General features: G+C 67.6%; 14 protein-coding genes. 11 read left to right on the forward strand and 3 right to left on the reverse strand.

Going from position 1 to position 19,684, the window contains the following annotated elements; translation table 11 throughout:
• Window positions 1-13 precede the first annotated feature (13 nt).
• The 3 genes from tssC to tssA form a co-directional block, all read right to left on the reverse strand.
• Complete coding sequence (gene tssC, locus LU688_RS01270) at window positions 14-1,507, reverse strand: type VI secretion system contractile sheath large subunit (protein WP_023632507.1); 1,494 nt, start codon at window positions 1,505-1,507, stop codon at window positions 14-16.
• 11 nt (window positions 1,508-1,518) lie between these two features.
• The gene (gene tssB, locus LU688_RS01275; protein WP_023632506.1) at window positions 1,519-2,034 is read right to left on the reverse strand and encodes a type VI secretion system contractile sheath small subunit; all 516 of its coding nucleotides are present in this window, start codon (window positions 2,032-2,034) and stop codon (window positions 1,519-1,521) included.
• A 72-nt stretch (window positions 2,035-2,106) separates the two neighbouring features.
• The gene (gene tssA, locus LU688_RS01280) at window positions 2,107-3,147 is read right to left on the reverse strand and encodes a type VI secretion system protein TssA (protein WP_160291015.1); all 1,041 of its coding nucleotides are present in this window, start codon (window positions 3,145-3,147) and stop codon (window positions 2,107-2,109) included.
• A 396-nt stretch (window positions 3,148-3,543) separates the two neighbouring features.
• On the opposite strand from tssA, the gene tagH reads away from it, so the two are divergent.
• The 11 genes from tagH to LU688_RS01335 are packed head-to-tail and all read left to right on the forward strand — an operon-like array spanning window position 3,544 to window position 19,675.
• Window positions 3,544-4,911, forward strand: coding sequence for a type VI secretion system-associated FHA domain protein TagH (tagH, locus tag LU688_RS01285; protein WP_094011583.1), 1,368 nt, complete (start codon window positions 3,544-3,546; stop codon window positions 4,909-4,911).
• A 49-nt stretch (window positions 4,912-4,960) separates the two neighbouring features.
• Window positions 4,961-5,455, forward strand: coding sequence for a type VI secretion system lipoprotein TssJ (gene tssJ / locus LU688_RS01290; protein WP_094011582.1), 495 nt, complete (start codon window positions 4,961-4,963; stop codon window positions 5,453-5,455).
• Window positions 5,456-5,470: 15 nt separating this feature from the next.
• Window positions 5,471-6,805 carry a type VI secretion system baseplate subunit TssK gene (tssK, locus tag LU688_RS01295; RefSeq protein ID WP_094011581.1) on the forward strand — a complete coding sequence of 445 codons (1,335 nt, stop codon included), beginning with the start codon at window positions 5,471-5,473 and terminating at the stop codon, window positions 6,803-6,805.
• Between the two features lie 6 nt (window positions 6,806-6,811).
• Window positions 6,812-8,128 (forward strand): DotU family type VI secretion system protein, encoded by a 1,317-nt coding sequence (locus LU688_RS01300; protein WP_094011580.1) that lies wholly within the window; start codon window positions 6,812-6,814, stop codon window positions 8,126-8,128.
• Complete coding sequence (gene tssM / locus LU688_RS01305; RefSeq protein ID WP_094011579.1) at window positions 8,125-11,631, forward strand: type VI secretion system membrane subunit TssM; 3,507 nt, start codon at window positions 8,125-8,127, stop codon at window positions 11,629-11,631. The genes LU688_RS01300 and tssM overlap by 4 nt, the downstream gene beginning before the upstream one ends.
• On the forward strand, window positions 11,628-12,284 hold the full coding sequence (gene tagF / locus LU688_RS01310) for a type VI secretion system-associated protein TagF (protein ID WP_094011578.1): 657 nt from the start codon (window positions 11,628-11,630) through the stop codon (window positions 12,282-12,284). The genes tssM and tagF overlap by 4 nt, the downstream gene beginning before the upstream one ends.
• Window positions 12,281-13,000 carry a PP2C family protein-serine/threonine phosphatase gene (locus LU688_RS01315; protein WP_094011577.1) on the forward strand — a complete coding sequence of 240 codons (720 nt, stop codon included), beginning with the start codon at window positions 12,281-12,283 and terminating at the stop codon, window positions 12,998-13,000. The genes tagF and LU688_RS01315 overlap by 4 nt, the downstream gene beginning before the upstream one ends.
• A gap of 7 nt (window positions 13,001-13,007) precedes the next feature.
• The gene (locus LU688_RS01320) at window positions 13,008-16,010 is read left to right on the forward strand and encodes a serine/threonine-protein kinase (protein ID WP_094011576.1); all 3,003 of its coding nucleotides are present in this window, start codon (window positions 13,008-13,010) and stop codon (window positions 16,008-16,010) included.
• Window positions 16,010-16,714 (forward strand): ABC transporter ATP-binding protein, encoded by a 705-nt coding sequence (locus LU688_RS01325; RefSeq protein ID WP_038707186.1) that lies wholly within the window; start codon window positions 16,010-16,012, stop codon window positions 16,712-16,714. Before LU688_RS01320 ends, LU688_RS01325 begins: the two co-directional genes overlap by 1 nt.
• A complete protein-coding gene (locus LU688_RS01330) occupies window positions 16,714-17,916 on the forward strand; it encodes an FtsX-like permease family protein (RefSeq protein ID WP_160291016.1) in 1,203 nt (400 codons plus the stop codon). Before LU688_RS01325 ends, LU688_RS01330 begins: the two co-directional genes overlap by 1 nt.
• Complete coding sequence (locus tag LU688_RS01335; protein WP_232888118.1) at window positions 17,909-19,675, forward strand: formylglycine-generating enzyme family protein; 1,767 nt, start codon at window positions 17,909-17,911, stop codon at window positions 19,673-19,675. The genes LU688_RS01330 and LU688_RS01335 overlap by 8 nt, the downstream gene beginning before the upstream one ends.
• Window positions 19,676-19,684 lie beyond the last annotated feature (9 nt).

A 19,684-nucleotide genomic window follows, 5' to 3' on the forward strand; every position in this document is an offset into this window, starting at 1 on the left:
GGCCCCGCGATGATCAGGCCCCTTTGGCCGAAGGCAGCTTCGACACCAGGCGCAGCGACACGGTCAGCCCTTCGAGCTGGTAGTGCGGGCGCAGGTAGAAGCGCGAGTTGTAGTAACCCGGGTTGCCTTCGACTTCCTCGACCACCACTTCGGCGGCCGCCAGCGGGTGCTGGGCCTTGGTGGTCTCGGTGGAGTGCGCCGGATCGCCATCGACGTAGTTGAGGATCCAGTCCTGCAGCCAGCGCTGCATCTCGTCCTTTTCCTTGAACGAGCCGATCTTGTCGCGAACGATGCACTTCAGGTAATGGGCGAAGCGGCAGGTGGCGAACAGGTACGGCAGGCGCGCGGCCAGGTTGGCGTTGGCGGTGGCGTCCGGATCATCGTACTCGGCCGGTTTCTGCAGCGACTGCGCGCCGATGAAGGCGGCGAAGTCGGTGTTCTTCTTGTGCAGCAGTGGCATGAAGCCGTTCTTGGCCAGTTCCGCCTCGCGGCGGTCGGAAATGGCGATCTCGGTCGGGCACTTCATGTCCACGCCACCGTCGTCGGTGGGGAAGGTGTGCGCCGGCAGGCCTTCGACTTCACCGCCCGACTCCACGCCGCGGATGCGCGAGCACCAGCCGTAGTGCTTGAACGAACGGTTGATGTTCACCGCCATGGCGTAGGCGGCGTTGGCCCAGGTGTACTTGCTGCTGTCGGCGCCGTCGGTGTCTTCCTCGAAGGCGAAGGCCTCCACCGGGTCGGTCTTGGCGCCGTAGGGCAGGCGCGCCAGGAAGCGCGGCATGGTCAGGCCGATGTAGCGCGAGTCTTCCGATTCGCGCAGCGAGCGCCAGCCGGCGTATTCCGGGGTGGTGAAGATCTTGGTCAGGTCGCGCGGGTTGCTCAGTTCCTGCCACGAGCCCATGCCCATCACCGTCGGCGAGGCGGCGGAGATGAACGGCGCGTGCATCGAGGCGCAGACCTTGGACACTTCGCCGAGCAGCTCGACGTCGGGCGGCGACTGGTCGAAGTAGTAGTCGCCCACCAGGCAGCCGTACGGCTCGCCGCCGAACTGGCCGTATTCCTCTTCGTAGAGCTTCTTGAACACCGGGCTCTGGTCCCAGGCGGTGCCCTTGAACTTCTTCAGGGTCTTGTGCAGGTCGGTCTTCGAGATGTTGAGCACGCGGATCTTCAGCTGCTCGTCGCTCTCGGTGTTGTTGACCAGGTAGTGCAGGCCACGCCAGGCGCTTTCCAGTTTCTGGAAGTCATCGTGGTGGATGATCTGGTTGACCTGGGCGGTGAGCTTGGCGTCGATGGCGGCGATGATCTGCTCGATCGAGCCGATGGCATCGTTGGACACCAGGCTGGTCTGCGCCAGGGCCTGCTCGGCGAGGGTGCGCACGGCGCTCTCGACGGCTTCCTTGGCCCGCTCGGTCTTGGGCTTGAACTCCTGCAGCAGCAGGCTGGCGAACTCGCTCGGGTCCTGGGTGGCCGCCTGCGGGGCCTGGCTGTCGCGCAACGGATCGTTCATGGTCGGTCTCCTCAGGCCTTCGGCTCGGTGTCGGCGGGTTTCGGCGCGCTGGCCAGGGCCTGCAGCAGGGCCGGGTCCTTGATGGCCTTGAGGATGATGTCCTCGGCACCGGTCTTGCCGTCCATGTAGGTCAGCAGGTTGGCCAGCTGGGTACGGGCCTCGAGCAGCTGGTTCAGCGCGTCGACCTTGCGTGCCACGGCGGCGGGGCTGAAGTCGTCCATGCTCTCGAAGGTGATGTCCAGGCTCAGGTTGCCTTCACCAGTCAGCTCGTTGGGCACGTTGAACGCCACGCGGGGCTTCATGGCCTTGAGGCGCGAGTCGAAGTTGTCGACGTCGATCTCCAGGAACTTGCGGTCGGCCACCGCCGGCAGTGGCTCGGCGGGCTTGCCGGCGAGGTCCGAGAGCACGCCCATGACAAAGGGCAGCTGGACCTTCTTCTCGGCGCCGTACAGCTCGACGTCATATTCGATCTGCACCCGCGGCGCACGGTTGCGCGCGATGAACTTCTGGGAGCTGTCTTTCGCCACGTTGTTCCTCCTGGTCGCCGGTACGGCGGCGTTGCTTGTTGCGGGCGTCGGTGTTGATGCGGTGTCGAGGCGTCAGTTGTCGCCTTCGGGGCCGCGCAGGTTCTCGAATTGCGACAGACCCTCGGGGATCAGGTCGCGGACGATGGTCGCGAAATCGGCGTTGACCAGGTTCTTCGCCCGGCGCAGCAGCACCGGCAACGGGCTCGAGGGCTCGTGGCGGGCGTAGTACTGGAGCAGGCGTTCGAGGCTCTGCAGCACGTCGTCGCGGCTGTTCACTTCGCCGGGCCGCGCCGTCGGGCGGGGGGCGGCGGCGCTGGCAACGGGTTGCCGGTCGTCATCGCTGCTGCTGGCGGGTTGCTCTTCGCCGCTGCCCGAAGGCGGCGCTGCGCCTTCCGGGCTGTAGTCGGCCAGCACTTGCTGGACCTGGCGCAGCGGCTGGCGCAACGCAGACAGATCGACGCCGCTGGACGAGCCGACCTGGTCATTGACCCGGCTCTCGATGACGTCAAGGGCGTCGCGGGCCAGTTGCAGCGCCTGGCGGCACTGTTCGAGCTGCTCGGGGTCGGCATCGCGCAGGGCGGCGGCCAGTTCCTCGGCGCTCAGCTGTTCGCTGGCGAAGTGCTGCACACCGGCTGCATGCAGGGCGGCGCGCAGGGTCACCGGGCCGAACGCCCGGGAGCGCACCAGCACGGCGTCGCGCAGCAGGCCGATGTTGGTGTCGCAGGTAAGGCCGGCGAGGGCATTGATGCGTACGGTAGGGTCGTTGTCGTCGGCGGCGTCCAGCTGCGGGTGCAGGTGCAGCCAGTACTCGCCGAGCAGGTCGCGGATCAGCTCGAGGCTGGCGGCCAGGCCCGGCAGGCCGTGCAGGGCCAGGTTGGCCTGGACCAGGAAGTGGGTGATGCGCAGGTCCTTGCTGCGTTGCAGCAGGTCGGTGCAGGACTGTTCGATTGCACGCCACTGCGGCGGTTCGGCTGCTTGCACGGCATCGCCCATCACGCGCTCGGGGCGGCCCTGGGCATCGCGTTCCAGTTGCAGGAAATCGGCGTCGTATTCGAGGTCGTCGCCGCACGGGAAGTCTGCGGAAATAGCGGCGAGCAGCTGCGGTGAGTTCACCAGAAATCGATCTCCATATCGGCCCTTGGCGAGGGCTTCGTATGCGCCAAGTTACAAATGTGAATTGGCGCACAAACTTGTCAAAGAATGCGAAGTTGATATCACGGTGATATCACTTTGGCACTCTTAAGTTGCGCATTTATGGTTTATTTCCAAATTGCTGTCAAGGTAAGCTACGCGCCGCGCAAGGCGACTGTGAACCAGTTGGCAACCCTTGGCGTCCATTGGTCAGGTGCCATCAAAGTGCCTTGCCGATAGGGTTTAATACGACCTTCCGGGAAGCGTGTTTTGGCATCGGGCCCTTGATTTCAAAGGGTCTGGTCGAAATGCCAGGTCGGGCTCGTTTATCCACTCAAATGGATAGATGAGTGTTTCATATATATGCAAGGAGGCATGATGGCACTTTGCCTGACCATTACCAGTTATCACAAGATCACCCCGGGCCAGTGCCCGGAGAAGTTGCTGGAAAACGGTGCCATCAGCGTCGGTCGGGCTGCGGATAATGATTGGGTACTTCCCGATCCGGAACGCCTTGTTTCTTCGAAACATTGTGTGATCCAGTTCAAGGATGGTCGCTACTATTTGACCGATAACAGCACCAATGGCGTGGAGTTGGTGCATGCCGGTATTCGCCTGCGTCGCGGTAACAGTGAGCCGTTGATGGACGGCGAAGTTATTCGAATTGGCGATTACGAGATCCAGGCACGTATTGATTCCGGCCTGTCGATCCCGTTTGCCGGGCAGCCCGAGGCTCATAGTTTCGAGGCCTTGATGGCCAACCAGGGGGCCACCCCCAATGCGCCCATCGCCGGTGCGCCTGCCGCCTTCCTGCAGGGGGCGTCGAGCCACGACACCCTGCCGGATCTGTTCGATTTCCTCGGCCCTTCCAGCGTGGCGCCTGTCAGCCAGCCGGATCATGTCCCCGCGCAGCAGCATGATTTTCGACCGCCCACGCCGGTAGCGCCGCCGCCCGCGCCGTTACCGGCAGCCACGCCCGGCGCGCCGGGCGTGATCCCGGATGACTGGAACCTGTTCGATGAAACCCCGGCACCTGTTCTCCAGCCCGCCCCGGTACTGGCGCCAGCACCGCCACCGCCGCTGCCGGAGCCGCTGACCCCGAGCGAGCCTGTTGTTCGGCCGCAGCCCGTGGTGACGGCTGCCGCGCCTGCTGACAGCGATGCGCTGCTCCAGGCTTTCCTGCGTGGCGCAGGCATCGAGCACCTGCGCATCGACGCCGTCGATGCCGCCGCGCAGATGGAGGCCATTGGCCGCAGCTACCGGCTCATGGTCGAGGGCCTGATCGATGTGTTGCGCGCGCGCAGCAGCCTGAAAGGCGAGTTCCGCATGCAGCAGACCACCATCGCCCCGGTACAGAACAACCCGCTGAAGTTCGCTCCCAATGCCGACGAAGCGCTGTTGTTGTTGCTGCGCGAGGGCAACCAGGCGTTCATGGCCCCCGACCAGGCGGTACGCGACAGCTTCGACGACCTGCGCGCCCACCAACTGGCGGTGATGGCAGGCATCGAGGCGGCGCTCAAGCACCTGCTCAAACGCTTCGAACCCGCCCGCCTGGAAGAGCGTCTGGCACCTGCCGCCGGGCTGGCCAAGCTGTTCGGCGGTTCGCGCCAGGCCCACTGCTGGCAGCAGTTCACCGAGCTCTACAGCCAGATTTCCCGAGAGGCCGAAGACGACTTCCAGGACCTGTTCGGCCGCGAGTTCAGCCGCGCCTACGAGGCCCACAGCCAACGCATTCAACGTTCCTGAGGCCAGCGCCCGGGATACAGGAAGAACACAAGACGTCATGAGGACGAGGATGAGTGCAACAAGACTGATCGCAGCCCTGGCCATGGTGCTGCTCAGTGCCTGCAGCAAGGACACGCCAAGCGAGCCTGCCCCCGAGGCGGCGCCCGCCACGGGAGTCACCCTGTACTTCAGCGCCGCCGCCGGGCTCAACCCCGGTGCCAGCGGCATGCCCGCGCCGGTACGGGTGCGCATCTACGAGCTGAAGAACAGCGCCGCCTTCGCCCGTGCCGACTATTTCGCCCTGGCCGAACGCGCCCAAGCCACCTTGGCCGCCGACCTGATCGACCAGGATGAAGTCCTGCTCCAGCCCGGCGAGCAGCTGCGCCTGGAGCGCCCGCTCGACCCGGCCACGCGCCAGGTCGGCCTGGTGGTCGGTTACCGCGAGGTCGACCGCGCCCAGTGGCGCAGCGTGCTGCCGGTACCGCCCCGTGACTATCAGATCAGCCTCGATGTGCGCGCCGTGCGCAGCGCCGTGGCCACCCCACAACCTGAGCCTGCCCGCTAGGCAATCGGAGAAAGCATGTCCTGGAACAATCGCGTGGTCTGGTCGGAAGGGATGTTCATCACCACCCAGCACTTCCAGCAGCACGACCGCTACCTGGAAAACTTCGTCGATGCCCGCAGCCGGCCGCTCAGTGCCGCCGCCTGGGGCTTTTCCGAACTGCTGATCGATCAGGGCCTGCTGGCCCAGGGCAAGCTGGCGATCCTCAGCGCCCGTGGCCTGCTGCCGGATGGCACGCCGTTCGATATTCCCCGTGACGACCTGCCGCCCGCGCCGCTGGAGATTCCCGACGACCTGCGCAACGGTGTGATCCACCTCGGTCTGCCGCTCAAGCGTGCCGGCGCCCGCGATACCGTCGACGACGGCGAGGTGCCTGACGGTGCGCGGTACGTTAGCCGCGTCAGCGAAGTGCGCGACGACAACGCCCCGTTCGAAAACCGCGCGCCGCTTGCCCTGGGCAGCCGTGCCCTGCGCCTGCTGCGCGCCGAGGATGGCCTGAGCGACTATGCCGCGTTGGGCGTGGTGCGTATCCGCGAGAAGCGTGCCGACCGCGCACTGGTGCTGGATGACAGCTACATCCCGCCGCTGCTCGATGTGGCCACCAGCAACCAGCTCTCGGGCTTTCGTGGCGAGCTGCTGGGCCTGCTGCACCAGCGCGGCGAAGCATTGGCCGGGCGCGTGGTCGCCTCGGCCAATGGCGGCGCCTCGGAGATCGCCGACTTCATGCTGCTGCAACTGGTCAACCGCGCCCAGCCGCTGGTCGAGCACCTCAACCAGCTGACGCCGCTGCACCCCGAGCGGCTGTACAGCGAGCTGGTGGCCCTGGCCGGCGAGTTCGCCACCTTCACCCGCGATGGCCGCCGTCCGGAAAGCTACCCGGTGTACCAGCACGACGACCTGGCGGCGACCTTCGCCCCGGTAATGGCCGCGCTGCGCGAGGCGCTGTCGATGCTGATCGACAGCAAGGCCGTGGCCATCCCGCTGGTCGAGAAGGCCTACGGCATCCATGTCGGCATGCTCGCCGACCGCAGCCTGCTCGACAGCGCCAGCTTCGTGCTGGTGGTGCGCGCCGACGTGCCCAGCGAGACCCTGCGCAGCCGCTTTGGCCAGCAGAGCAAGATCGGCGCGGTGGAGCACATCCGCGACCTGGTCAACCTGCAACTGCCGGGCATCGGCCTGCTGCCGCTGCCGGTGGCGCCACGGCAGATTCCGTTCCACGCCGGTTCCACCTACTTCGAACTCGACCGGGGCAGCGAACACTGGAAGCAACTGCAGCATTCCGGTGGTTTTGCCTTCTACGTCGCTGGCGAGTTCCCCGGCCTGAACCTGGCCTTCTGGGCCATTCGAGGATAAGCCGCGATGCAATCGGACGATCCGCTCGCCAACGACCGCACCCAGTTCATGCCGCGCCCCGGTGGCCGTGGCCCGCAACCGGCCGCGCCGGGGCCTGCGCAAGCTGCGCCGCCGCCACCCCTGAACGTGCCGGCCGAACCGCTGGCGCCGGGCCAGGCGGCGGGCCTGAACCCGCTGGAGCAGGCGGCCGGTCCATTGTTGGCGCTGCTCACGCGCCTGCGCAACACCATCGCCCATCCGGCCCCGGCCAGCCTGCGTGCGCAACTGCTGGCCTACCTGCGCCAGTTCGAAGAGCGTGCCGAGGCCGCCGGGGTGCCGCGCAACGAGGTGCTGCTGGCGCGCTATGCCTTGTGCACCGCGCTCGACGAGGCGGTGCTGAGCACGCCCTGGGGCAGCGCCAGTGACTGGGGCAAGCAGAGCCTGCTGATCACCGTGCACAACGAGGCCTGGGGCGGCGAGAAGGTGTTCCAGCTGATGGAGCATTGCCTGCAGAGCCCGCGTGAACGCCTGCACCTGCTGGAGTTGCTGTACCTGTGCACCAGCCTGGGCTTCGAAGGCCGCTACCGGGTGATGAACGGTGGCCGCGCCCAGCTCGAGGCCCTGCGCGAACGCACCGCCGCGACCATCCGCAGCGCCCGTGGCGAGTTCGAGCGCGAGCTGTCGCCGCACTGGCGCGGTGTCACCGTGGCCCGCGATCGCCTGGCGCAGTTCGTGCCGCCCTGGGTCGGCCTGGCGGTGGCCCTGGCGTTGCTGCTGCTGGTGCTGTTCGGCCTGCGCCTGAAGCTGGCGGCCGACGCGGAGCCTGTGTTCCGCGGCATTCATGCCCTGGGCGAGATCCCGGTGCAGGCCATGGATCGTCCGGTGGTGCAGCCCAAGCCCGTGGAGCGTCCGCGCCTGGCCGGTTTCCTCGTCGAAGACATCAAGGCCGGCCGGGTCGCCGTGCAGGACGCGGTGGACCGTTCGGTGGTGACCATCCGTGGCGACGAACTGTTCGCCTCGGCCAGCGCCAGCATCAAGGGCGACTTCGAGCCGTTGATGCTGCGCATCGCCGAAGCCGTGGCGAAAGTGAAAGGCAACGTGAAAGTCACCGGCCACAGCGACAACCAGCGCATCGCCACGCTGCGCTTCCCGTCCAACTGGGCGTTGTCCCAGGCCCGCGCCGAAGAGGTGAAGAACCTCCTCGCCGCCCGCACCGGCCAGCCCGAGCGCTTTACCGCGCAGGGCCTGAGCGACACCGAACCGCTGACGTCAAACGACAGCGCGCAAGGCCGGGCGAAGAATCGCCGGGTTGAAATCACCGTTCTGGCGGAGGGCGTCGAGTGAAGGCGTTTTTCAGTTTTGTCATTCGCTGGGTAGTTCCGCTGCTGGGCCTGCTGGCCCTGAGCCTGATCATCTGGTTCCTCGGCCCGCTGCTGGACATGCTGGTGCCTGCCGCTCCGCGCCTGGTGCTTATCGGCCTGTTGTTCGCGGTGTGGGTCGCCTACCGCGTGTGGCGCATCGTCCAGGCCCGCCGTCAGGCGGCCAAGGTCATGCAGAGCCTGGCCGCAGAGACCGCGGCGGACCCCGCCAGCGTGGCCACCGCTGAAGAGCTGGCGACCCTGCGCCAGCGCATGGACGAAGCCCTGGTGCTGCTGAAGAAGGCACGCCTGGGTGGCGACGAGCGACGCAACCTGTATGAACTGCCGTGGTACGTGATCATCGGCCCGCCCGGCTCGGGCAAGACCACCGCGCTGGTCAATTCCGGCCTGCACTTCCCGCTGGCGGCGCAGCTGGGCGAGGGCGCCATCCGTGGGGTTGGCGGTACGCGCAACTGCGACTGGTGGTTCACCGACCAGGCCGTGCTGCTGGACACCGCCGGCCGCTACACCACCCAGGACAGTCATGCCCAAGTGGACAAGGCGGCCTGGCTGGGCTTCCTCGACCTGCTCAAGAGCCAACGCTCACGCCGCCCCATCGACGGCGCGTTCATCGCCATCAGCCTGTCCGACCTGCTGCTGGGCAGCGATGCCGAGCGCGCTGCCCACGCGGCGGCGATCCGTACCCGCATCCAGGAGCTGTACAGCCAGCTGGGCGTACGCTTCCCGATCTACCTGATGCTGACCAAGCTCGACCTGGTGCCGGGGTTCATGGAGTTCTTCGACACCCTGAGCAAGGAAGAACGCGCCCAGGTTTGGGGCATGACCTTCCCGCTCGACGATGGCCAGCAGGGCGACGGGCCGCTGGCGCAGTTCGGCAATGAATTCGCCTTGCTGGAACAGCGCCTGAACCAACGCCTGGTCGAGCGCCTGCAGCAGGAGCGCGATCCGGCGCGGCGCGACCTGGTCTACGGCTTCGTCCAGCAGTTCGCCGCCTTGCGTGGCAACCTGAAAACCTTCCTCGACGGCATCTTCAAGCCCAACGCCTTCGAAGAGCGTGCGCTGCTGCGCGGTGTGTATTTCACCAGCGGTACCCAGGAAGGCAGCCCCATCGACCGCCTGATCGGCAGCATGGCCCAGAGCATGGGCCTGGACCGTGCCCATCTGGCACGACAGAACGGCACCGGGCGCAGCTACTTCATCGAGAAGCTGTTCAGCGCCGTGGCCTTCGCCGAGCGTGGCCTGGTTGGCAGCAACCCGAAGATCGAGCAGCGGCGCAAGTGGATCGCCCGTGGCGCCCTGGCCCTGAGCGTGGCCCTGGTGCTGGTGGTCGGTACCCTGTGGACACTGAGCTACCGCGCCAACCAGCAATACATCGCCGAGGTCGACAGCCGCCTCAAGCCGCTGGGCAAGAGCGTGCAGGAGCTGAGCCCGGCGCAGCGCAACGTGGTCGAGGTGCTGCCGCTGCTCAATGGCGTGCGCCGCCTGGCCGAGGATCCGCCCGGCTGGGCCGAGGGCCTGGGGCTGTACCAGGGCGACATGCTCGAAGGCGAGTCGGACAGCGTCTACCGCAAGCTGCTGATCGCCATCTTCGCCCCGCGCCTGGTCACCCGCATCGAGGAGCAGCTGTATGGCGGTGGTCCGTCCGACTACCTCTACGAGGGGCTCAAGGCCTACCTGATGCTGGCCGACGGCGAACACTATGACGCCGAGTTCATCAAGGCCTGGGTCACCCTCGACTGGGAGCGCAGCCTGCCGCGCGACCTGGCCCCGGACCTGCGCCAGGCCCTGGAGCAGCACCTGGCGGCGCTGTTCGACAAGCGTCCGCCGAACGCCCGCCTGGACCAGCGCCTGATCGACGATACCCGCCGCCAGCTGCAGCAACTGCCGGTGGCGCAACGGGTCTACGATCGGGTCAAGCGCCAGAAGCTGCCCGCCGGGGTCAGCGACTTCCGCGTCAGCGATGCCGCCGGGCGTGACGCCGCGCTGGTGTTCCGCTTCAAGGACGGCAAGCCGCTGAGCGAACCGCTGCCGGGCATCTTCACTGTCGAGGGCTACCGCAAGGCCTTCCTCGCCGCCAGCCTGGCCCACAGCGAGACCCTGGCCGAGGAGCGCTGGGTGCTGGGTCGCGAGGCCAGCGAATCGGCCGATGCCAAGCGCCTGTCCGACGATGTGCTGCAGCTGTACTACCAGGACTACATCCGCCATTGGGATGCCTTGCTGGCCGACCTGGACTTCGTGCCGATCACCAGCGTCGGCCAGGCCGCGGATGTGCTGCGGGTGTTGTCCGGGCCGACTTCGCCGATGAAGAAGCTGCTGCAGGCGGTCGCCAAGGAGACCAACCTGGAGCAGCCGACCACCCTCGACAAGGTCCAGGCCAAGGCTGAACAGGCGGGCGTCGATCAACTGCGCCAGCGCCTCGGCGGCCTGCTCGGCGATGCCCCGTTGCCCAGCGACAACCCGGCCGCCCGCGAGGTGGACCCGGTCACCGCGCACTTCGCTGAACTGGCCGCGCTGGTGGAAACCGGCGAAGGCCAGCCTGCCGCCATCGACGGCCTGCTTACCGACCTCAATGCCCTGTACGTTCAGGTCAGCGCCATGGTCGGCGCCAGTGGCGATGCGCTGCTGGGCGAGGCCAAGAACCAGGCCCAGGCTGCGGCGCAGCGTGTTGCCCTGGGGGCCGCGCGTCAGCCGAAGGTGGTGCAGAACCTGGTGAGCTCGGTGCTTGGCTCGACCCACAACCTGGTCATGGGCGGGGTGCGCAATCAGCTCAACGCCGCCTGGACCAGCGAGGTGGTGAACGTCTATCGCCAGTCCCTCAGCGGTCGCTATCCGTTGGTGGCCGGCAGCTCTCGGGATGCGACCCTGGAGGACTTCGGCCTGTTCTTCGGCGTCGGCGGGGTGATGGACAACTACTTCCGCAAGTACCTGCAACCCTACGTCAACACCTCCAGCACCCCCTGGAGCTGGCAGCCGGGCGCGGCGCAGAAGCTGGGGATCAACAGCAACGTGCTTTACACCTTCCAGCGCGCGGCGAGCATCCGTGACGCGTTCTTCCGCAACAGCAACGGCGTGCAGCCGGGGGTGCGCTTCGAGCTCAAGCCGGTGGCGATGGACGCGACCATCACCCAGTTCCTGCTCGACCTCGACGGCCAGCAGGTGAGCTACGACCACGGCCCGAGCCGGCCGGTGGCGTTGCAGTGGCCGAACCCCAACAGCATTGGCGTGGTGCGCCTGTCAATCTCGCCGCCCTCGGCCAGCGGTCGTTCGGGGCTGACCGTGGAGGGGCCGTGGGCCTGGTTCCGCCTGCTCGACCAGTCCGACCTGGTGGCCGGTGGCTCGCCGGAGCGCTTCAACCTGCGCCTGCGCGTCGACGGCGCCAGCGTGTCCTACGAGCTGCGTGCCAGCAGCGCCTTCAACCCGTTCCGCAGCCGAGTGCTCAGCGGTTTCAGCCTGCCGGAGCATCTGTGAACGACGTGGGTTTCTACGGAAAGCTGGCCTGCCGCGGCGACTTTGTCAGTCGCGGCCTGCCGCACGGTTTCATCCAGCCCTGGGACCAGTGGCTGGCGGCGGGGCTCCAGGCGAGCCAGCAGGCCTTGGGCGAGCGCTGGCTCGAGGCCTATCTGGTCAGCCCCTTGTGGCGTTTCGCCCTGGCGCCGGGGCTTTGTGGGCCAGAGGCGGTGGTCGGGGTGCTGATGCCGAGCATCGACCGGGTGGGGCGGTACTTCCCGCTGACCGTGGCCCAGGTGCTGGAACCGGGGGAGCCGTTGGCGCCTGTGGTGGCCGGGGCCGAGGAGTGGTTCGAGGCGGTCGAGGAGAGCCTGCTGGCGACGCTTGAGCCGGGTGCCGCCTTCGAGGATTTCGAGGCTGCCTTGCAGCCTTTTCGCGGTGCGAGGCCGCTTGTGCAAGAGCCGCGTGCGACGGTGGGCGGGTTGCAGCGGTTGGATGCGACCACGCCGCAGGGGCGCGCCCTGGCCTTGGCCGAATGCGCCTGTGAAGGCAAGAGCCTTTGGTGGGGCAGGGGTTCCGAACGGATCGCCCCGGGGCTGATGCGCTGCGCGGGCTTGCCGCGCAGCGAGGATTTCGCCGGTTTTCTATTGGGTAGCGAGGCGCGGATCGGATGACCGGCATGCAGTACACAGCGGCCAGCTACAGCCATGTCGGCATGGTGCGCAAGATCAATGAGGACGCCTGCCTGGAGTTGACCTGGGCAGGCCTGTGGGCGGTGGCCGACGGCATGGGCGGCCATGCGGCGGGCGATTATGTCAGCAGCCTGGCGGTCGATAGCCTGCGCAGCCTGCCGAGGCTCGATTCCCTGGACGACTTTGCCGGCGAAGTGCGCGACGGCCTCGCCTGGGTCAACGGCATCGTGCGCGAGGAAACCGCGCGCCGTGGCGTGGCGATGATGGGCAGTACCGTGGTGGTGCTGGCCGCCCGAGGCGACCAGGCCATCGGCCTGTGGGCCGGCGACAGCCGCCTGTACCGCCTGCGCGACGGCCGTATCGAGCGCCTGAGCCACGACCACAGCTACGTCCAGGAGCTGCAGGACAGCGGCCTGCTCAACGAAGCCGAAGCCCGTGTGCATCCTCGCGGCAACATCGTCACCCGCGCCATCGGCGTCGAGAACCACCTCGAGCTGCAGGCCGTCGCCTTGCAGGTGCAGCCCGGCGACACCTACCTGCTGTGCAGCGACGGCCTGAACAAGACCGCCGAGGACCACGAGATCGCCGAGGTGCTCGGCCACGCCGATCCTTATGAGGTGGTGCGCAGCCTCGTACACCTGGGGCTGACCCGTGGCGCCCCCGACAACATCACCGCCGTCGTCGTGAAGGCCAGCTGAAGACATCATGGACATGCAGATTCCCGGATTCGACATCGACAGCGAGCTTGGCCAGGGCGCCATGGCCAGCGTGTACCTCGCTACCCAGCGCTCCCTGGAGCGCAAGGTGGCGCTGAAGATCATGGCGGCGAGCCTGGCCGCCGACCCGACCTTCTGCGAGCGCTTCCTGCGCGAGGGCCGCACCCTGGCGCGGCTGGCGCACCCGAACATCGCCACCATCCATGACATCGGCAATGTCGGCGAGCTGTACTACATGGCCATGGAGTACCTGCCCAGCGGCACGCTGAAGGAGCGGATCGCCGAGGGGCTGACGCCCGAGCAGGGCCTGGCCTACGTACGCCAGATCGCCCAGGCGCTGGGTTATGCCCATGCCCAGGGCTTGGTGCATCGCGACGTCAAGCCTGCCAACATCCTGTTCCGCGCCGATGGCACCGCGGTGCTGTCGGACTTCGGCATCGCCAAGTCGCTGGATGACCGCACCCAGTTCACCCAGGCCGGTTTCGCCGTCGGCACGCCGAGCTACATGAGCCCGGAACAGGCGCGCGGCATGGAGATCGACGGGCGCGCCGACCTGTATGCACTGGGTGTGGTGCTGTACGAAATCCTCGTCGGCAAGCTGCCGTACAACGGCACCGATGCGTTGTCCACGGCGCTGGCACACCTGACCGAGCCGCTGCCGGAGCTGCCCATCGAACATGGCCGCTACCAGGACATCCTGCGCGGTCTGCTGGCCAAGGATCCCAACGAGCGCTTCGCCGACGCGGCGGCGTTGCTGGCCGCGCTGGACCGTCTGACGGTCCAGGCGCCGGCCGAGGACAACGACAGCACATTGGTTCGCCCGCTGCCGATCCCGCCACCGGCCATCCCGCTGCCGGTGTCCATCGATGTTTCGCAGGCCGTTACCGCTCCCGTGAGCGAGCCTGCCCGGCGGTCCGAACCCAAGCCCGCGCCTGCTGTGAAGCCCGCCTCGAACAAGCCGGCCAAGGCCGTGCTGGCGGTGGCGATAGCGGCGGCGCTGGGTCTGGGGGGCGCGTTCTTCTGGTTGCTTGGCGGCAATGACGCGCCCGCGCCTGAAACGCCGGTGGTGCAGGCGCCCGCCGACAGCGTGGTCCCCACCCAACCCAAAGTCACGCCGGTGGCCGCCTCGGACGACGGTCGTCCACTGCTGATGCCCGGCAAGAAGACCCTGTTCCAGCGTGTGCTGACCAAGCCCGATGCCCAGCTGGTTGCCCAGCCCGGCGATGCCTCGGGCGAGACACTGCCGGCTTTCTCCGTGCTCTATGTCTACCAGCGCAAGGACGTCGGCGGCCAGGCCTGGGTCCAGGTCGGCGCCGCCAGCGACGGCCAGCGCGAGGGTTGGCTGCCGGCGGCGCAGACCAGCGACTGGAAACAGAGCCTGGTGCTCAAGTTCACCGAACGCTCGGGCCGCTCGCCGGTGATGTTCATGCGCCAGGTGGACGATGTGCAGCATCTGCTCGACGACACCCCGCTGGCTCGCGACAGCCTGCTCAAGGCGCAGAACAACCCCGACCAGGTGCCCCAGGTGATGGCCCTGGAACCGGCGGCCAGCGCCGTGCCGCAGAACCAGTTCTACCTGATGCCGATCTTCGACTACCGCGAAAGCTTCGACGCCGGTGGCCAGCCGGTGCAACTGCTCAACATCGCCTCCATCGACCCCGGTGCCAGCGCCCGCGACAGCGCGCCCCAGGTGGCCGGCGTCGCGGCGGTCGGCGACAACAGCTTCCGTACCGGCATCGTCCTGGTGGTGGACACCTCGGTGTCCATGCAGCCGTACATCGATCGGGTACGCCAGGTGGTCAGCGAGCTGCAGCAGCAACTGGCGGCCCGTGGCGAGCTGGACAGCGTCAGCTTCGGCTTGGTCGGCTTTCGCAACAGCGTCAAGCGCACCCCGGGCCTGGAGTACCTGAGCAAGACCCTGGTCAGCCTGGAGCAGGGCCGCGACCCGGCGCGTTTCCTCAAGGCCGCCTCGCAGGTCAAGGCCACCAGTGTTTCCAGCCACTCGTTCAACGAGGACGCCTTCGCCGGCGTGATGCAGGCGGTCGAGGGCATGGACTGGTCCGGCTACGGCGGGCGCCTGATCCTGCTGGTCAGCGATGCCGGCGCACTGCGCAAGAACGACCCGTTCAGCAGCACCCAGATGAACGAAGCCGAAGTGCGCCAGGCCGCGCTGAGCAAGCAGATCAAGATCTACGCCCTGCACCTGCGCACCCCCGCCGGGGTCAAGAACCACGGCGCGGCCGAGTCCCAGTACCGCGTGCTTACCGCCGACAGCAACCCGCAGATCGGCGACCTCTACGTCAGCGTGCCGGGCGGTGAAGTCGGTGCTTTCGGCGACCGCGTGCGCGAGATCGGCTCGACCTTCGCCGAGCTGGTGCACCAGGTGCGCAACCAGCAACCGCAACCCGTACCGCTGCTGACCTCGGCCTCGAGCCTGGCGGCCAAGTCGCAGGCCATCGGCTACGCCATGCACATGGACTTCCTGGGCCGCCATGGCGCCAGCCAGGCGCCGCAACTGGTCAGCGCCTGGACCGCCGACCGCGACCTGACCAACCCGACGCTGCCGACCCTGCAGGTGTGCGTGATGCTGACCAAGCTGCAGCTCAACGACCTGCAGCAGTCGCTCAAGCTGATCGTCGATGCCGCGCGCAAGACCCGCAGCTCGCCGGGCGACTTCTTCAACGAAATCGCCAGCGCCAGTGCCTACATGAGCCGCGACCCCGGCGCGTTGCGCAAGGGCGCCAACCTGGCCCAGGGCGGCGTGCTCGGCGAATACCTCGACGGCCTGCCGTACCGCAGCAAGTCCCTGAGCATGACCCAGGACCTGTGGCTGTCGCTGTCGGTGGCCGAGCAGGAGGACTTCATCGACGAGCTGGACTCGAAGATCCGCCTGTACGAAACCTTCCACAACGACATGGCCAACTGGGTGCGCTTCGGCAAGGCCGAGCCGGGCGACGCCCTGTACCGTGTCCCGCTGTCGACGCTGCCGTGATGATCCGTCTGGACGGGGTGCGCAAGACACGCGGGCAGGGTGCCCAGCGTTACAGCCTGGAGATTGACCGGCTGCATCTGGCGGCGGGCGAGCGGGTGGCGCTGGTCGGGCCCAGCGGCTGTGGCAAGAGCACCTTGCTCGACCTGCTGGCGCTGGTGCTGGCGCCGGACGCGGCGCAGGGCTTTGCCCTGGGCGGCGAGGATGTCGCCGGGCTGTGGCGTGCCCGGCAGCTCGACCGCCTGGCCAGCTGGCGCAGCCGTCACCTGGGCTATGTGCTGCAGGCCGGTGGGTTGCTGGGTTTTCTCGATGTGCGCGGCAATATCCGCCTGCCACGCCAGTTGCTGGGGCTCGGCGATGACGGCAGCGTCGAGCGTCTGGCCGAAGCGCTGGATGTGCACGACCAGCTGGGCAAGAAGCCCGCGACCCTGTCCATCGGCCAGCGCCAGCGGGTCAGCTGTGCCCGTGCCCTGGCCCATGGCCCGGCATTGTTGCTGGCCGATGAACCCACGGCGTCCCTGGACCCGGTGAACGCCGATAGGGTGATGCAATTGCTGTTGCGCGAAGCCGAGGCGTGCCAGGTGACCTGCGTGGTCGCCACCCATGACGAAGCCCTGGCTCACAAGGCCGGGCTGACGGTGCTGCGCATGGCCTGCCGGCGCGACACCGACGGCGGCGTCACGGCGAGCCTGGAGAGGGCCGCTTGATGCGCCCGCTGCTGATCGCCGGGCTGGCCTGGCAGGACTTCCGCAACGATGCGCGGTTGTCGGCGTGCGCCGTGCTGGCGCTGGTGGCGGTGATCGCGCCGTTGCTGGTGCTGTTCGGGCTGAAGTTCGGCCTGGTCGGCAGCCTGACCGAGCGGCTGCAGCGCGACCCGGGTGTGCGCGAGATCATTCCGCTGGGCGGTGGACGCTTTCGCGCCGAGTTCATCGAGGAACTGGCCCAGCACCCGCGAGTGGCCTTTGCCATTCCGCGCACCCGGCAGATTGCTGCCACTGCCGAGCTGTTGCTGCCGGCCCATGGGCGTGGCCTGACGGTGGAAATGCTGCCCACCGCCGAGGGCGACCCCTTGCTGGCGCAGGTAGCTCCGCCAGACGGCCTGCAACAGGTGGTGCTGAGCTTTACCGCCGCGGAAAAGCTCGGTGCCAGGGCCGGGGACGAACTGCAGGCCAGCTTCAGCCGCCAACAGGCCGGGCAGATGCAATGGCGACGCACGCGCCTGCAGGTCAGCAGCGTGCTGCCTCTGGCAGCGTTCGAGCGCGATGGCCTGTTTGCCTCGCTGCAACTGCTCGAAGCCGTCGAGGATTACCGCGATGGCCGCGCCGTGGCTGCGCTGGGCTGGCAGGGGGAGGAGCAAGGCAGCGCGTCAGCGCGGGTGTACCCGGCCTTCCGCCTGTATGCCCGCGAACTGAACGATGTCGAGCCGCTTCGCCAGTTCTTCGCCGAACGCAAGCTGCTGGTTTCCACACAGGCCGCGCAGATCGCCCAGGTGCAATCGCTCAGCCGCAATCTCGACCTGGTGTTCTGGATCATTGCCAGCCTGGCCGTGGCCGGCGCCGTAGCGGCAATCGCCGCAGGCGCAGTGGCGGCGGTCGAGCGCAAGCAGCGCGAGCTGGCAGTGCTGCGTCTGTTGGGCTTCGGCACGGCCGCACTGCTGTTGTTCGTGATGCTCCAGGCGCTCTACAGCGGGCTGCTGGCCGCCGCCGTGGCGGGGCTGTTGTACCTGCTGGCCGAACATGGCCTGAACCGACTTTTCATGCAGGTGCCCGGCGAGTTCGCCAGCCACCTGCTGCCCATGCACTACCTCGTTGCGTTGTGTGCCGTGCTGCTGGCCAGCACCGCCGCCGCCGCCTTGGGCGGCTGGCGGGTGGCGCGCATCGAGGCTTGCCAAGGAATACGTGATGTCTGATCGCCGCCTCGGGGCTGCCGCCCTGCTCCTGACCGCTTTGAGCCTGGGCGCCTGCTCCCCGGCCGATGGTGACGACAAAGCCAAGCCAGTTGCCCAGGCGCAGCCGGGGACTGAAAGCAAGTTCGACAACCCCAAGCCGTTGCCGGGCGATGTCAGCCTGCCGCTGCCGTGTGGCGGTGAGCTGGTGCTGCGCAGTGTCTATGTGTTGGCCCAGGGCAGCCTCGACGACCGCGAGGTCAACCTTGGCTACCCGTTCAGCGAAGGCGAGGCCGGCTACAAGCAGTCGTTCATCTCCGGTTACCGACGCGACTTCATCAATGGCCAGTTCAGCCTGCAGGACCTGGCGCCACAGTGGCAGAAGGCGGTTGCGCCAAGCCTGCCGAAGGTCGAGAAAGGTGGCCCGCTCACGCCGATGATGTACTTCATCGGCAAGTACGAAGTGACTGCCCGCCAATACGCCCAGGTGATGGCCCAGGCGCCGTCGCTGGCCGGTGGTGACGCGGCACCGGCCTGCGAGGCGAACAACGACGCGGCGGGGCGTCTGCCCAAGGTAAAACTGTCGCGCTTCGAGGCCGAACGCTTCGCCGCCGTCTACAGCGCCTGGCTGATGAAGCATCACCGCGACCTGCTGCCGGTCAGCGGCCGAGGCAGCAAGGCCGAGGATGGTGGCGTGGGCTTCGTGCGCCTGCCCACCGAGGTGGAATGGGAGTTCGCCGCCCGTGGCGGTTCGGCGGTCAGCCGCCAGGAGCTGGAAGGGCGGTTGTTCCCGCGTAAGGTCGAAGGCGCCGACAGCGAAGGGCCGCTGGGCGACTTCGCGGTATTCAACCAGGTCGCCGGTGGTACCGGGCAGGCGGCGCGGCTGATGCCGATCGGCACCAAACAGCCCAATCCGCTGGGCTTGTTCGACGTGATCGGCAATGCCGCCGAGATGGTCCAGGAGTCGTTCCAGCTGGTCAACGCCGGGCGCCTGCAAGGCGCCTACGGCGGCTTCGTGGTCAAGGGCGGCAACTACCTCGAAGGCGAGGGCACCTTGTTCACCGGCATGCGCCGCGAGTACCCGCTGTTCGGCGTCGACGGCACCGAGCAGCGCAACGAGACCACTGGTTTCCGCGTGGCCATCGGCGCCTTGTCGGCGCCGCGCTCGCGCTACCAGGAACTGTTCGAGCAGTGGCAAAAGGAAGGTCGCCTGGCCGGCCTGACCGACGACATCGACGCCGCCCAGGATCCGACCAAGCGCCTGGACAGCATCATCGCCGCCGCCACCGACCCGCGCCAGCAGGCCGAGCTGGGGCTGGTCAACGAAGAGCTCAAGCGCAATGTGTCGCTGATCGCCCGCCAGCGCGAGGAAGCGGCCGTCAACCTGATCCAGTCCGCCGCCCTGGTGGCCGAAACCGTCAATAACTACAACATTCGCCTGACCAACCTGCAGAACACCCAGGCCAAGGCCGAGGCTGCCGGCGACCAGACCAGCGCGCGCATGTACGGCGCGGCCATCGCCAATGGCCGCGCCGCCCTCGACGGCGCCGTGGCGATCTACATCGACAACCTGGCCAGCGGCACGCGCTACACCGACGCGGTGATCCAGGCGCAGTTCCAGCGGGTCAAGGAAGAGCTCAATCGCAAGCCTGTGCTGGGCAACAGCCTGGTCACCCGCGCCACCCTGTTCGTCCGCCACGTTGGGGAGTACCGCCAGAACCGGCGGGCCGATCCGGCGACGATCCTCAAGGAGCTGCTGGCATCGGCCGCCCCGCGACCCTAAGGACAGCTT

The organism is Pseudomonas soli (assembly GCF_021283165.2).
GTDB lineage: Bacteria > Pseudomonadota > Gammaproteobacteria > Pseudomonadales > Pseudomonadaceae > Aquipseudomonas > Aquipseudomonas soli.